Here is a 13,698-nt window from a genome sequence, read left to right as displayed (position 1 = left end):
TAAGTAGTAAGCCGGTGCATTAATCCGGTGGTTACAAGCAGTCTTCGGTGGAGCGGTAGTTCAGTCGGTTAGAATACCTGCCTGTCACGCAGGGGGTCGCGGGTTCGAGTCCCGTCCGTTCCGCCACTTATTAAAAGCCCTGAGTTAACGCTCAGGGCTTTTTTCATATCTGACGATTAATTATTGCGAAATTAGCAAAAATCCTCTGCGTTTTACGATCTTTTTCTCTATAACACCGCCAGCGATAATCGTCCTCAGTTAACGAACATAACGATTGAGGAATACTATGACTCTCCCTGCATTTGGTCTGGGCACTTTCCGCCTGAAAGACGACGTAGTTATCGCATCAGTTAAAACCGCTCTTGAACTTGGCTATCGCGCAATTGATACGGCACAGATCTATGAAAACGAAGCTGCCGTTGGACAGGCTCTTGAAGAGAGCGGTGTACCGCGTAATGAACTGTTCATCACCACCAAAATCTGGATCGAAAACCTCAGCAAAGACAAGCTCATTCCAAGCCTGAAAGAGAGCCTGAAGAAACTGCGTACCGACTATGTCGATCTGACGCTGATCCACTGGCCGTCACCGAACGATGCCGTTTCTGTGGAAGAGTTCATGCAGGCGCTGTTGGAAGCGAAAAAGCAGGGCCTGACCCGTGAAATTGGTATTTCCAACTTCACCATCCCGCTGATGGAAAAGGCGATTGCCGCTGTTGGCGCTGAGAATATTGCGACCAACCAGATTGAGCTGTCTCCATACCTGCAAAACCGCAAAGTCGTGGACTGGGCAAAGCAGCACGGTATCCATATTACCTCTTACATGACGCTGGCCTACGGTAAGGCTCTGAAAGACGAGGTAATTATCCGTATCGCTGAGAAGCATAACGCCACTGCTGCGCAGGTTATTCTGGCATGGGCAATGGGTGAAGGCTATGCCGTGATCCCATCATCAACCAAGCGCGAAAACCTGGCCAGCAACCTGCTAGCGCTGGATCTTCATCTGGATGACGATGATAAAAAAGCGATCGCAGCACTGGAGTGCAACGACCGCCTGGTGAGCCCGGAAGGTTTAGCCCCTGACTGGGATTAATAAGACCCTCCCTCTGTAACCCGAACCCTCACACAGCTCCTCCGGGAGCTGTTTTTATATGCTCGCTCAGGAAGTCGATAAAGGCGCGTATGCGCGTGCTTACCGCTCTGTCGCTGTAATACACCGCGCTGAAAGGCATCTCGACCGGCAAACGTTTATCGGCCATTAGCTCTACCAGTTCACCCCGCGCTATCTCTTTATCAATCATATAGTCTGACAAGCAGGCGATCCCATTCCCTTCCAGGCAAAGCTGCTTCAGCGTTTCTCCGCTGTTAGACGATAACCCGCAGGTAATTTCATGAAGCTGGCCATCATGACAGGCAACAGGCCAGGTGTTCAGCGACACCGGCTCCGTAAAGCCCAGGCACAGATGCTGCTTCAGTTCTTCAACCGTCTCCGGTTTACCATGTTCAGCAATATACTGTGGCGACGCGATAATTTTACGATAGCTGGCAAACAGCGGGCGGGCCCGCAGGCTGGAATCCGTCAGGGTTCCCGCCCGAATAGCCACATCCACTTTCCGCTCGATGAGGTTAATAAACGTCTCGGACGAGACCAGAGAGAGCGTCATCTCCGGATAGCGTTCACGGAAAGGTTTGATTAACGGCATCAGAAAATGAAGCACAACCGGCGTGGCAGCATCAATGCGCAGCAACCCGCGCGGCGTGCTGCGGGTTTCCATAATCTCCGTCTCCGCTGCGGCCATCTCCTGCAGCACCGACTGCACGCGACGGAAATAACGTTCCCCTTCTTCCGTCAGGCTGAGCTGCCGCGTCGTTCGGTTGAGCAGACTTACCCCGAGCTTCATCTCCAGCTTTTTCACCGAACGGCTAATGGCCGAGTTAGCCTGTCCCAGCTGCTCGGCTGCGCGGCTAAAGCTGCCGCTTTCGACGACGGCGACAAAGATTGTCAGCTCTTCAGACGTTGCTTTCATTGTTGCACCACCTGCAAAATTCTATTGATATTTTGACCATTTTTGTTATTTAAGCACTGGCGCATACTGCCTGTCATCTTAATCCTGATGATACGGAGTATTTTATGCCACTGGCGCTACTTGCCCTGACGATCAGTGCCTTTGCAATTGGCACGACCGAATTTGTTATCGTGGGACTGGTTCCCACCATCGCTAACCAGCTTGCCATCTCGCTGCCCTCAGCCGGGTTGCTGGTGTCCATCTACGCCCTGGGCGTTGCCGTCGGCGCGCCGGTGCTGACGGCCCTGACCGGACGCTTTCCGCGTAAACAGCTGTTAGTCGCGCTGATGGTGCTGTTTACCGCCGGGAACATTCTGGCCTGGCAGGCACCGGACTACACCACGCTGGTGATTGCCCGCCTGTTGACCGGTCTGGCACACGGCGTGTTCTTCTCGATTGGTTCCACCATTGCAACCAGCCTGGTCCCCAAAGAGAAAGCGGCTTCAGCGATCGCGATCATGTTCGGTGGGTTGACCGTCGCACTGGTCACAGGCGTACCGTTGGGAACGTTTATCGGACAGCATTTCGGCTGGCGTGAAACGTTTCTGGCCGTCTCCTTACTGGGCGTTATCGCTCTGGTGACTAGCCTGCTGCTGGTACCGTCGAATATCCCGGGCCGGGCGAGCGCCAGCCTGCGCGATCAGCTGAAAGTGCTTACCCATCCGCGTTTGCTTATCATCTATGCGGTTACGGCTCTGGGCTATGGCGGCGTATTCACTGCCTTCACCTTCCTGGCACCGATGATGCAGGACCTGGCGGGCTTCTCCCCGAATGCCGTGAGCTGGATTTTGCTGGGATACGGTATTTCTGTGGCCATTGGCAATATCTGGGGCGGTAAGCTTGCGGATAAGCATGGTGCGGTACCGGCGCTGAAATTTATCTTCGCCGCCCTGGTGGTTCTGCTGATGATTTTCCAGTTCACGGCTTCAATGCAATACGCCGCGCTGGTCACGGTACTGGTGATGGGGATCTTCGCCTTCGGTAATGTGCCAGGGCTTCAGGTTTACGTTGTCCAGAAAGCCGAGCTCTATACGCCGAATGCGGTGGATGTGGCATCCGGTCTGAATATTGCCGCTTTTAATATTGGTATCGCGCTGGGCTCCATTATTGGCGGACAAACCGTCGAACACTTCGGATTAACCCAGACCCCATGGATTGGCGCGGTGATTGTCCTGGTCGCCTTCCTGCTGATTGGCCTGAGTGGACGCCTCGATAAGCCAGCCCGCGTAGCGCTGGGATAACATCAGTAAGTGCTTGCTTACAAAACTGGAAAGCGGTTTCTCAGAAATTGCGTTGAAAGTGTGACCTAAAGTCCCTATAACATTAGAACCAGTCCGTTTTCAGGGCTGGTTCATGTTACAGGGGCTGTTTCCAAAAGTGCGAAAAAATACCTATGCCATGCGTTATGTTGCCGGAATGCCCGCGGAGAGGATCTTACCTCCGGGGTCGTTTGCGAGCATAAGCCAGGCATTACCCGCCGGCACACCGTTAAGCAGCGATGATAAAATCCGGGTTCTGGTCTGGAATATCTTCAAGCAGCAGCGCGCGGAGTGGTTATCGGTACTCAAAAATTTTGGAAAAGATGCCCACCTGGTTCTGCTCCAGGAGGCGCAAACTACCCCTGAACTGGTACGGTTTGCCACCACGAATTACCTTGCCGCCGACCAGGTGCCGGCATTTGTTCTGCCGCAGCATCCCTCTGGCGTAATGACGCTTTCTGCTGCCCATCCGGTCTACTGTTGCCCGCTCCGCGAGCGCGAACCTATCCTGCGTCTGGCGAAATCAGCGCTGGTGACGGTCTATCCTCTGCCGGATACCCGTATGCTGATGGTCGTCAATATCCACGCGGTAAACTTTAGCCTCGGCGTGGATGTGTATAGTAAGCAGTTACTTCCTATTGGCGATCAGATTGCGCATCACAGCGGGCCCATCATCATGGCAGGCGATTTTAATGCCTGGAGCCGTCCGCGCATGAATGCGCTGTATCGCTTTGCGCGCGAAATGTCGCTGCGTGAAGTTCGCTTCAGTGATGACCAGCGTAAAAAAGCTTTTGGTCGTCCTCTCGACTTTGTCTTCTATCGCGGTTTGAGCGTGCACGACGCCTCTGTACTGGTGACGCGCGCTTCGGATCACAACCCTCTACTCGTTGAATTCAGTCCCGGCAAACCTGATAAATAATGGTGTGTCAGGTCTGCCGTGGGGCAGGCCGCGCGGGTGCTGCCCTTTTATTTTTAACCAACAAAGGACAGTACGATGACAACAACACACTCCCATCATGACAACGTAGAAAAACAGTTTGGTTCTCAGGCAAGTGCTTATCTGAGCAGCGCCGTGCATGCTTCAGGTCGCGATCTGGTGCGTCTCGGTGAACGTCTGGCGGCATTCCCGCAGGCGCACGTGCTGGACCTGGGATGTGGGGCAGGGCACGCCAGCTTTACGGCTGCGCAGCAGGTAGCCCACGTTACCGCATATGATTTATCGAGCCAGATGCTGGACGTCGTTGCTGAAGCGGCTAAAGCGAAAGGGTTGAACAATATTGATACGCGGCAGGGCTATGCGGAGTCTTTACCGTTTGATGACGCGTCGTTTGATGTCGCGATCAGCCGGTATTCTGCACACCACTGGCATGACGTCGGCCAGGCATTGCGCGAAGTCAGACGTGTTCTGAAGCCGGGTGGCACCTTCATCATTATGGACGTGATGTCTCCCGGACATCCGGTGCGTAATATCTGGCTGCAGACGGTCGAAGCGCTGCGCGACACCTCGCACGTTCAAAACTACGCCAGCGGGGAGTGGTTATCGTTTATCACTGAAGCCGGGCTGATTGCGCGCTCGTTAATAACAGACCGTTTACCGCTGGAGTTCAGCTCCTGGATAGCCCGTATGCGTACCCCGGAGGCGTTAAGCCAGGCAATTAGGCTTTACCAGGAGAGTGCGTCCGCAGAGGTGAAGGCGTACTTTGAACTGCAGGCGGATGGCTCATTTACGAGCGATACCATCATGGCTGAAGCGCAAAAAGCGGGATAAACAAAAAAGGCACCGAGGGGAATCGGTGCCTTTTTATCTTTCGATCGTGTTATCAGGAGTCTGGCGTGGCGCTGTTCTTCACAAACAGCGTCAGCTGGTCGCCCGGTTTCAGATTGTCAGTATCATTATTCCAGCGCATCACATCTTTGATGTTCACGCCGTGTCGTTTTGCGATACTGGACAGTGAATCGCCTTTGCGCACGCGATAGGTGATGCTATCGCTGTTGCTGGCGAGACGCTGTGCGCTGTTACCTGCACCCACCGTCAGCGTCTGACCCACCTTCAGCCCAGAGCTGCGCAGATTATTCCACTGCTGCAGATCTTTCGCCGTCACGCCAAGACGTGAGGCAATGCCTGAAAGGGTATCTCCTGAACGCACCTTATAGCTGCGGCTGCTAACGGATGAAGCATCGGCGATCAGCGTTGACTGAACGGCGGCAATTTCACCCGATGCTAAAGACTCACGTAACTGCGCCGCATGTTTCTGCGGAACCATCACATACTGCGGGCCGCTTGCCCCCAGCGTCGAGCCTTTGACGCCTGCATTAAAGGTTTTCAATTTACTTACCGACATACCCGTCATATCAGCAACTTGTTGAATATCAACCGGATTGCTGAGGCGCACGCGCGCCAGTGCACGACTTTCGTCTGGTGTTGGCAGTTGTACACCGTAACGCTTGCTGTTCTTGAGAATATCGCTCAAGGCCAGCATCTTCGGTACGTAAATCTTCGTTTCCTGTGGCAGTGAGAGCGACCAAAAATCGGTGGATTTACCCCGTGCTTTATTCGCTTTCATTGCCTTCAGTACACGACCTTCGCCACTGTTATACGCTGCGACCGTTAACAGCCAGTCGCCGTCAAACATCTTGTTCAGACGTTGCATCATGTCGAGAGCGGCTGTCGTTGAAGCGACAACATCGCGACGCGCATCATAGTTGCGGGTCTGTTTCAGACCATAGTTTCGCCCGGTGCTCGGAATGATCTGCCAAATGCCTGCGGCATTGGCGCCAGACGTCGCGTGTGGGTCAAAAGCGCTCTCCACTATGGGTAGGAGTACCAGCTCCATAGGCATGTTACGTTTTTTAACTTGCCCGGCTATCCAGTACATATACGGCTCTGCCCGTAACGTTACATCGTGGAGATAGCTCTTATTTCTTAAATACTTCTGTTTCTGTTCGCGAATCCGGCTGTTTTCCGGAATTCCCATCTTTAGCTCGTCGCCAATAGAGGTCCACAAGTCTTGCTCCTGCGCGAAAGATGTCCCATCGTCCATCCAGCGCGCCGAACTTGTAAACTTCCCTGCTTCCCCTTGACCAGCTGCAGAAAGGCTCTGTGCGTGCTGTTGTACGTTGCTGCCGTTCTGCGACTGGCAACCTACAAGCAGGACAGAGGCGAGTAATATCGCTTTTGCCTTCATGTGTGTGTCAATAGTTGCTTAAAAGACGAGCGATGATAACGGCGAAATTTTGAAAAGGCAACCCGCATTTATCTGAAGTTATCTTTCTTTGACCTTAACCATGCAAATCGCTGTTCAGGTTGTTGCAAATTTGTTTCTTGGTTAATTTTATTAATTAAATCAATATCATCTGTTCGTAAAAATAAATTAATCTGGCGCTCATTTTTCAGAATTACGGGCAGTGTATTTTGGTTTTTTGCACGTAACTCCTTCACTTTGTGATAATAATCCTGAATCGCCCGATCCTCAGGTAAGAGGCTTGCAGCAAACTTCATATTTCCTAATGTATACTCATGGGCGCAACAAATAAGGGTGTCATCCGGTAACGCACTAATCTTTTGTAAAGACTGATACATCTGTTCCGGCGTGCCTTCAAACAGTCTTCCGCAGCCGCCAGAGAACAAGGTGTCGCCACAAAAAAGATAAGGTTTGCTGTAGAAACACAGATGTCCCAAAGTGTGACCCGGTGTAGCAAATACGGAAAACTCCCACTCGTGGATGAGGATATTTTCGCCTTCTTCGACTACTTGCGTCGTTCCCTTATTTTGTGTCTCAGCCGGTCCGTACACCACAAGATGCGGAAATTGGGCGCGCAGTTCCTGCACGCCGCCAGTATGATCGTTATGATGATGCGTCAACAGAATGGCGTCAGGCTGCCAGCCGTTATCATTTATGGCGCGCAGTACAGGGGCGGATTCGCCGGGATCGACAATGACGCATCGACGATCGTCATCGACCAAAACCCAGATGTAATTGTCCTCAAAAGCGGGAATACTGATAAGATTCATACATTACCTCTTATAGCGTGGCGGGTGTTTTGATGAAACCGGCAAGGATACCTCAGACTGTCGCAGCACCGGAACGTTGGGCGGAATTGCCCTGGGGTGAATACTATCGCGAGGCACTGGAGCAGCAGTTGAAGCCCTGGCTCGCGAAAATGTATGGCTTTCACCTGCTTAAGATTGGCAATCTCAGCGCGGAAATCAATACCGAAAGCTGCGCTATCTCACATCAGGTTAACGTCTCTCTCGGCGGATCGCCGGTTCAGGTGAAGGCAGACCCGTTGCATCTGCCATTTGCAGAGAAATCCGTTGATGCATGCCTTCTTGCACACGCGTTGCCCTGGTGCAGCGATCCTCACCGTATGCTGCGTGAAGCCGATCGCGTTCTGATTGATGACGGCTGGCTGATCCTCAGCGGATTCAATCCGCTGAGCCTGATGGGGCTGCGCAAGCTGGTGCCCGTGCTGCGCCGAACGCCACCCTATAACAGCCGAATGTTCACCATGATGCGCCAGCTCGACTGGCTTTCACTGCTGAACTTTGAAGTGCTCTGCTACGGCGGTTTTCAGGTACTGCCGTGGGCGCGGAAGGGGGGAGTGTTGTTAAGCACGCATTTGCCCGCCTTAGGCTGCATGCAGTTTATCGTCGCGCGTAAGCGAACCATCCCCCTTACGCTTAACCCGATGAAGCAGAGCAAATCGAAAACGCCTATCCGGCAGACCGTTGGCGCAACGCGGCAGTACAGAAAGCCCTGATCAGGATTCAGGCTGGTAGCCTGCATCCTCATGGGCCGGGTTTAAAGCCGCCGCGCGCGCCAGTTCGTCGCAGCGTTCGTTCTCAGGGTGACCAGCATGCCCTTTTACCCATTCCCATTTTATTTGGTGCTGACCTAATGCCGCATCCAGCCGCTTCCAGAGATCGACATTTTTAACCGGCTTTTTATCCGCAGTTTTCCAGCCGCGTTTTTTCCAGTTGTGGATCCACTGGGTGATACCCTGGCGCACGTACTGGCTGTCGGTACTGAGCACCACGTCGCAGTGTTCTTTTAAGGCTTCCAGCGCCACAATGGCCGCCATCAACTCCATACGGTTGTTGGTGGTCAGGAAATAGCCTTCGCTAAAAGTTTTTTCATGCTGGCGATAGCGCATAATCGCGCCGTAGCCGCCGGGCCCTGGGTTGCCGAGACAAGATCCATCGGTGAAAATTTCTACCTGTTTACGCATCTCTGGTAGACTTCCTGTATTTGAAACGTTCAGTTAAACGATAAGTCTGACATAAATGACCGCTATGAGCACTGCAATTACTCGCCAGATTGTCCTCGATACCGAAACCACCGGTATGAACCAGATCGGCGCGCACTACGAAGGGCATAAGATCATTGAGATCGGTGCCGTTGAAGTGGTGAACCGTCGTCTCACGGGGAACAACTTCCACGTGTATCTCAAACCCGATCGGCTGGTGGATCCAGAGGCATTCGGCGTTCACGGTATTGCCGATGAGTTCTTGCTGGATAAACCGACCTTTGGTGAGGTGGCTGACGAGTTTCTGGAATACATCAAAGGCGCCGAACTCATCATCCATAACGCCTCGTTCGATATCGGCTTTATGGACTATGAGTTTAGTAAGCTCCATCGCGATATTCCGAAAACAAACACCTTTTGCAAAGTGACCGATAGCCTGGCGCTGGCGAGGAAGATGTTTCCCGGCAAGCGTAACAGTCTCGATGCGCTCTGTTCACGTTACGAAATAGACAACACCAAGCGAACGCTGCACGGGGCATTGCTCGATGCCCAGATCCTGGCCGACGTCTATCTGGCAATGACCGGCGGACAGACGTCGATGAAGTTCAGCATGGAAAATGAGTCACAGCAGACGCAGGGCGAAGCGGGCATTCAGCGCGTTGTCCGTCAGGCAAGCCGCTTGCGGGTTGTTTTAGCCAGTGATGAAGAGCTACTTAACCATGAATCCCGTCTCGACCTGGTGCAGAAGAAGGGCGGAAGCTGTATGTGGCGCGCCTGAAAAAACACCACAATGCCTGTAAAATCATCGGTTGGGTGAATTTTGCAGCAAACGATTCAAAACGTGAGAAAAAGCGTTGACGAGATCGGAGGCACACCGTAATATGCGCCTCGTTCCCCAAGCGGGAACAGTGGAGCGGTAGTTCAGTCGGTTAGAATACCTGCCTGTCACGCAGGGGGTCGCGGGTTCGAGTCCCGTCCGTTCCGCCACTATTCAGGCCCACGTTATTTATAACGTGGGCCTTTTTCATATCTGTACTTTTTCGTCTGCGCGTTCGAGCTTCGCGACTTTCCTTTGCGAGGCGCGAGAGCAGAGGGCAATGCCAAACAGAATCAGTACCGTGCTGACCAGATGATACGAATGCAACGTAACGTGCAGGAACATCACGCTGAACAGACCGCCGCTCAGCGGAATTAGGTGGGAATAAATCTCCCCGCGGGTTGCACCGATAGCCGCAATGCCTTTATTCCACAGCAGGTAAGAGAGCCAGGAAGGAAAGACCACCAGGTACATCAGCCCGCTTAAAAAGCCCGGTGCGGTATAGGCCGTCCAGTCAGGTAAGCCGGTCTTTATCAACGATATCGCCAGTACCGGTAACAACACCAGGGCACCGAGGACCGCGCTCACGGCCACAAAGGCATTCCCACCGACGCTTTTCGGCTTCATCCGCAAGAAAGCACAATAAACGGCCCAGCTGGCGGCAGAGCCCATGGTCCAGATATCGCCGCGATTCAGATTTTTAAGCGTATCCAGATGCAGCAGATCGCCCTGCATGACCAGCCAGACGACGCCCAATGAACTGAGAACAACGCCAGCAATATTCTGTACTGATATTTTCTCTTTAAAGACCAGCTTATTTATCAATAAAACCAGGGCAGGCGTTGTAGATAAATAAATAGCTGCATTAAGAGATGAAGTATATTGCAGACCGATATACAGCGTGAGTGGGAACATAACCTGTCCGCACAGCGCAAGAAATATGATCGTACCTTTCGCTTTTTTCATCATCGGCCACTGGGCGCGAATCTGTCTGATATAAAGCATCGATAAAAGAAGAGCCGTAATTATCCAGCGTGCGGCGGATAATATAATCGGGTCTGCCTGCGCCACCAGTAAATGACCGACGACATAATTACCCCCCCAAAAACAGGCCGCGAGACTGAGTAAAAAATAGGGCATAAAGGCTCCTGAAAATAAACATTTTGTCTGCCTTTAGAGTACTGCCGGTGCAGAATTAAATGCTAATATAATATTTTCATCTCACGGTATTGGCTGAAACTATGAAGTTTACTCTCAGGCAACTTGAGTTCTACATTGCGTTAGCGGAAACATTACAAATTTCCAAAGCGGCCAGCCGTTGTCATATATCGCAATCTTCCATGACGGTCTCTATGCGCAACCTGGAGGAGGCGGTGAATGCCCCTCTCTTTATCCGCCATGCAAAAGGGATCCAGTTAACTCCCGTGGGGGAGCGATTTCTCAATCATGCCCGCAAGATCCTCCACGATAGCCGCGCGGCGGTGGAGGATCTCCATCAGCAGCCTGAGGCGATTAACGGCGTCGTGCGCATCGGCATTGCCGAAACCCTTTCCGCTTATCTGCTGCCCAATCTCTGGGGCGATATCGCGCAGCGTTTTCCGCTGCTGGAGACGGCATTTCATGAGGCGCCCGCATCGCAGCTGCTTCAGGCCTTGCGTCAGGGAGATCTCGATTTTTGTCTTTTGCTGACCTCCAATATCAGCCACGATAGTACGCTTGAGGTCGAAACGTGGATCCGTTCGCCGCGCCGGTTATGGACCGCCATCGGCCATCCTCTTCTCAGCGTGCCGGAGCTTCGGTTAAAGGATGTGGAAAAGGTGCCATTTCTGTTGCTGGTGACGGACGATTATCCCGATGTGATATCCGACTACTGGCAAAGCAGGGGCTGCCATCCTGACATTCATTTTCGCACCAACTCCTTTGAGGCGATTCGAAGTCTGGTCGCGCAGGGAAAGGGGGTGACGATTTTATCCGATCTGGTCTATCGCCCGTGGGCGCTCGGCGGTCAGCGCGTGATCCGGCGCACCATTGACGACTGCATTACCTATATGGATGTGGGCATCGTCAAAAACGTCGGGCAGCCGCTTTCGCCGGCCTGTTTGCGGTTGATGGATTTTTTACGACAGCAAACGGCACGCCTGGGCGAAGCGCGTTGAACTGCGTCCCTGAGATTTCCGTTATCCGCCAGATATTTCCTGATTTCCCTGAGGGCCTTCTTGCCCGCAGGTCGTGTATTCCGCTGCTGGGGATGAAGACAATAAGCGCCTTGCTTATTTTCTTTACCGAAACGGAATTGTGCTATGTCTGGTATCACCGCGAGCGGTATTCGTTCCCTGCTCGCCTCCCGTCCACTCTTGTTGGTTCTCTGCTGTGCCACCGCTTTGCCGGCATACGCTGAAGAGTCGATGACCGTTGAGGGGTATTATCGCGATCCCGCGTCATTTATCGCTCCGGCTCATACTCCAGCACAACAATTGCCTGCCAGCGACGGTGCGGGCGCGCTAAAAAACATCCCGGGTTTTTCCGTGCTGCGCAGCGGCGGGAGTAACGGCGATCCGGTGTTGCGCGGAATGTTCGGCTCCCGGCTGACGTTGCTTGCAGACGGCGTCAGCACTCAGGGGGGCTGCGGCTCGCGCATGGATACCCCAACGGCCTATATCACTCCGCAAAGTTACGACACGATAACCGTCATCAAAGGCCCACAAAGCGTGCTCTGGGGGCCAATGGGTTCCGCCGGAACATTGCTTTTTGAACGCCAGCCGGACTATTTCAGCGTACCTGAGCTAAAAGGCAGCGCTGAGCTGCTGCGGGGCGCTAACGGACGCGCGGATCAAAACCTTAATCTCGCGTTTGGCGACCCGCGCGGCTACGTCCGCCTGGACGGTAATCATTCGGAGGCGGATGACTACCGGGATGGTCATGGCAACCGCGTGCCGGGCCTGTGGCGCAGATGGAACAGCGGCGTCACGGTTGGGCTCACGCCTGATGAGGACACGCTGGCGGAGCTAAGCGTGGGAGCCAGCGACGGTAAAGCCCGCTATGCGGGTCGGATGATGGATGGTAGCCGTTTTGCCCGTAAAAGCGCGGCGCTAAAACTGGAGAAATATCACCTGAGCGAGCACGTCAGCAAACTTAGCTGGCAGCTCTATGCCAATGATACTGACCACATCATGGATAACTACAGCCTGCGTCAGCCCGTTGGACCGAAGCGTAAGTCTGAAGTTGGCGGCGTGGTGATGGGCAGCCGTCTTGCCGGCGTGTGGGAAGATGAAACCACCACGCTTACCGCCGGCGCGGACGTAATGCGTAAAAGTCACCGTAAAAAAAGCGCTGGATCGTGGCGTGACGATGCCCGTTTTACCCAGGCGGGTCTGTTTAGCGAATGGCGCCAGTCCGTCACGGCGGACGATACGGTCATCGTGGGTGCGAGACTGGATAGCATTCGCGCGGACGATCGGCGCAGCGCGCAAAATAGCTCCCGGCACGACCTCCTGCCCGGCGCATTCACGCGCTATGAGTATCGCGTACCTGACGCACCCGTCATGCTTTATAGCGGCATCGGTTATACCGAACGTTTTCCTGATTACTGGGAGCTATTTTCCGGCAAGGCTGGAGAACAAAGCTTTCGTCAGCTGAAAACAGAAAAGACCCTGCAATGGGATAGCGGCGTGCAGTTACACGGCGACAAGGTTAGCGCCTGGGCATCGGCCTATGTCGGGCGAACTACCGATTACATTTTGTTTGATTATAGCCGCACGCCGTCGCAGGCCAGCAACATCAATGCCGCCGTAATGGGCGCGGAGACGGGCGCAAGCTGGAGCCTGACGCCCAACTGGGCACTGACGGGAAGCCTGAGCTACGCCTGGGGCGAGAATCGTAGTGATAAACAGCCGCTGCCGCAAATGCCGCCGCTCGAAGGGCGGCTGGCGCTGGACTATACCGGGCAACAGTGGCGCACCGGATTACTCTGGCGTGGGGTTGCGCCGCAGCATCGCGTGGCGCAAAACAAAGGTAACGTCACCGGCCAGGATCTCGGACCGAGCGCGGGGTTTGGCGTGCTTTCGTGGAGCGCGGGCTACACATTTAACGACCATTTTGAGTCCCGCGTGGGTATTGAGAATCTGTTCAATAAATACTACAGCGAGCACCTCAACCTGGCGGGCGCCAGCCAGTTCGGATACGCCGCAAATCAGCAAATCCCTGAACCGGGGCGCGTCTGGTGGCTGGCGATGACATACCATTTCTGATCCTGAGCGTCATTGCTGAGAGCGACCGTTGAGGCGTACGTTTGCCTCTACCGCCTGTTTACAGG

The 13,698-nt window shown here is 53.7% G+C and carries 13 protein-coding genes and 2 tRNA genes; 10 read left to right on the top strand and 5 right to left on the bottom strand.

The features are described 5' to 3' along the window. Positions 1–49 precede the first annotated feature (49 nt). Positions 50–126, top strand: a tRNA-Asp gene (locus IM295_RS22540). 160 nt (positions 127–286) lie between these two features. After that, the gene (dkgB, locus tag IM295_RS22535) at positions 287–1,090 is read left to right on the top strand and encodes a 2,5-didehydrogluconate reductase DkgB (RefSeq protein ID WP_028015602.1); all 804 of its coding nucleotides are present in this window, start codon (positions 287–289) and stop codon (positions 1,088–1,090) included. 28 nt (positions 1,091–1,118) lie between these two features. Here dkgB and yafC read toward each other — a convergent pair whose 3' ends face one another. After that, positions 1,119–2,024 (bottom strand): DNA-binding transcriptional regulator YafC, encoded by a 906-nt coding sequence (gene yafC / locus IM295_RS22530; RefSeq protein ID WP_028015603.1) that lies wholly within the window; start codon positions 2,022–2,024, stop codon positions 1,119–1,121. Between the two features lie 104 nt (positions 2,025–2,128). Between yafC and IM295_RS22525 the strand changes: the two genes are divergently transcribed. The 3 genes from IM295_RS22525 to IM295_RS22515 all read left to right on the top strand — a co-directional run bounded on the left by IM295_RS22525 (position 2,129) and on the right by IM295_RS22515 (position 5,090). Continuing rightward, positions 2,129–3,304, top strand: a complete 1,176-nt coding sequence (locus IM295_RS22525) for an MFS transporter (RefSeq protein ID WP_048999099.1) — start codon at positions 2,129–2,131, stop codon at positions 3,302–3,304. 136 nt (positions 3,305–3,440) lie between these two features. Next, complete coding sequence (locus IM295_RS22520; RefSeq protein WP_028015605.1) at positions 3,441–4,241, top strand: endonuclease/exonuclease/phosphatase family protein; 801 nt, start codon at positions 3,441–3,443, stop codon at positions 4,239–4,241. A 75-nt stretch (positions 4,242–4,316) separates the two neighbouring features. Continuing rightward, positions 4,317–5,090, top strand: a complete 774-nt coding sequence (locus IM295_RS22515; RefSeq protein WP_028015606.1) for a class I SAM-dependent methyltransferase — start codon at positions 4,317–4,319, stop codon at positions 5,088–5,090. 52 nt (positions 5,091–5,142) lie between these two features. Here IM295_RS22515 and mltD read toward each other — a convergent pair whose 3' ends face one another. Both mltD and gloB read right to left on the bottom strand, forming a co-directional pair. Beyond that, on the bottom strand, positions 5,143–6,507 hold the full coding sequence (gene mltD / locus IM295_RS22510; protein WP_041911175.1) for a murein transglycosylase D: 1,365 nt from the start codon (positions 6,505–6,507) through the stop codon (positions 5,143–5,145). Between the two features lie 68 nt (positions 6,508–6,575). After that, complete coding sequence (gloB, locus tag IM295_RS22505) at positions 6,576–7,334, bottom strand: hydroxyacylglutathione hydrolase (RefSeq protein WP_059357725.1); 759 nt, start codon at positions 7,332–7,334, stop codon at positions 6,576–6,578. A gap of 32 nt (positions 7,335–7,366) precedes the next feature. Here gloB and IM295_RS22500 point away from each other — a divergent pair, with 32 nt between their 5' ends. Next, complete coding sequence (locus IM295_RS22500) at positions 7,367–8,083, top strand: class I SAM-dependent methyltransferase (RefSeq protein WP_028015609.1); 717 nt, start codon at positions 7,367–7,369, stop codon at positions 8,081–8,083. Here the strand turns inward: IM295_RS22500 and rnhA are convergent, their stop codons facing one another. Continuing rightward, positions 8,084–8,551, bottom strand: coding sequence for a ribonuclease HI (gene rnhA, locus IM295_RS22495; protein ID WP_028015610.1), 468 nt, complete (start codon positions 8,549–8,551; stop codon positions 8,084–8,086). It lies immediately after the preceding gene. 64 nt (positions 8,552–8,615) lie between these two features. Here rnhA and dnaQ point away from each other — a divergent pair, with 64 nt between their 5' ends. Continuing rightward, the gene (dnaQ, locus tag IM295_RS22490) at positions 8,616–9,347 is read left to right on the top strand and encodes a DNA polymerase III subunit epsilon (RefSeq protein ID WP_028015611.1); all 732 of its coding nucleotides are present in this window, start codon (positions 8,616–8,618) and stop codon (positions 9,345–9,347) included. Between the two features lie 132 nt (positions 9,348–9,479). Further along, positions 9,480–9,556: transfer RNA gene (locus IM295_RS22485), tRNA-Asp, on the top strand. Positions 9,557–9,593: 37 nt separating this feature from the next. On the opposite strand, the gene IM295_RS22480 is transcribed toward IM295_RS22485, so the two are convergent. Then, positions 9,594–10,526, bottom strand: a complete 933-nt coding sequence (locus IM295_RS22480) for a DMT family transporter (protein ID WP_193067353.1) — start codon at positions 10,524–10,526, stop codon at positions 9,594–9,596. Positions 10,527–10,627: 101 nt separating this feature from the next. On the opposite strand from IM295_RS22480, the gene IM295_RS22475 reads away from it, so the two are divergent. Both IM295_RS22475 and IM295_RS22470 read left to right on the top strand, forming a co-directional pair. Then, positions 10,628–11,542, top strand: a complete 915-nt coding sequence (locus IM295_RS22475) for a LysR family transcriptional regulator (RefSeq protein WP_049137422.1) — start codon at positions 10,628–10,630, stop codon at positions 11,540–11,542. Between the two features lie 144 nt (positions 11,543–11,686). Beyond that, entirely contained in the window at positions 11,687–13,633 is a 1,947-nt protein-coding gene (locus IM295_RS22470; protein ID WP_193067352.1) for a TonB-dependent copper receptor, read from the top strand. Positions 13,634–13,698: the final 65 nt, after the last annotated feature.

The sequence above is a fragment of the Enterobacter cloacae complex sp. P14RS genome (genome assembly GCF_014895895.1).
Taxonomy (GTDB): domain Bacteria; phylum Pseudomonadota; class Gammaproteobacteria; order Enterobacterales; family Enterobacteriaceae; genus Enterobacter; species Enterobacter bugandensis.
Note: the sequence above shows the minus strand (reverse complement) of the source record. Positions and strands in the feature narration are given on the sequence as shown.

Bases quoted from the DNA above. Each gene is read 5' to 3' on its own strand.
- yafC (WP_028015603.1), bottom strand. From the start codon at position 2,024: ATGAAAGCAACGTCTGAAGAGCTGACAATCTTTGTCGCCGTCGTCGAA.
- IM295_RS22525 (WP_048999099.1), top strand. From the start codon at position 2,129: ATGCCACTGGCGCTACTTGCCCTGACGATCAGTGCCTTTGCAATTGGC.
- IM295_RS22515 (WP_028015606.1), top strand. From the start codon at position 4,317: ATGACAACAACACACTCCCATCATGACAACGTAGAAAAACAGTTTGGT.
- dkgB (WP_028015602.1), top strand. From the start codon at position 287: ATGACTCTCCCTGCATTTGGTCTGGGCACTTTCCGCCTGAAAGACGAC.
- IM295_RS22470 (WP_193067352.1), top strand. From the start codon at position 11,687: ATGTCTGGTATCACCGCGAGCGGTATTCGTTCCCTGCTCGCCTCCCGT.
- IM295_RS22475 (WP_049137422.1), top strand. From the start codon at position 10,628: ATGAAGTTTACTCTCAGGCAACTTGAGTTCTACATTGCGTTAGCGGAA.
- rnhA (WP_028015610.1), bottom strand. From the start codon at position 8,551: ATGCGTAAACAGGTAGAAATTTTCACCGATGGATCTTGTCTCGGCAAC.
- IM295_RS22480 (WP_193067353.1), bottom strand. From the start codon at position 10,526: ATGCCCTATTTTTTACTCAGTCTCGCGGCCTGTTTTTGGGGGGGTAAT.
- IM295_RS22500 (WP_028015609.1), top strand. From the start codon at position 7,367: ATGAAACCGGCAAGGATACCTCAGACTGTCGCAGCACCGGAACGTTGG.
- dnaQ (WP_028015611.1), top strand. From the start codon at position 8,616: ATGAGCACTGCAATTACTCGCCAGATTGTCCTCGATACCGAAACCACC.
- mltD (WP_041911175.1), bottom strand. From the start codon at position 6,507: ATGAAGGCAAAAGCGATATTACTCGCCTCTGTCCTGCTTGTAGGTTGC.
- gloB (WP_059357725.1), bottom strand. From the start codon at position 7,334: ATGAATCTTATCAGTATTCCCGCTTTTGAGGACAATTACATCTGGGTT.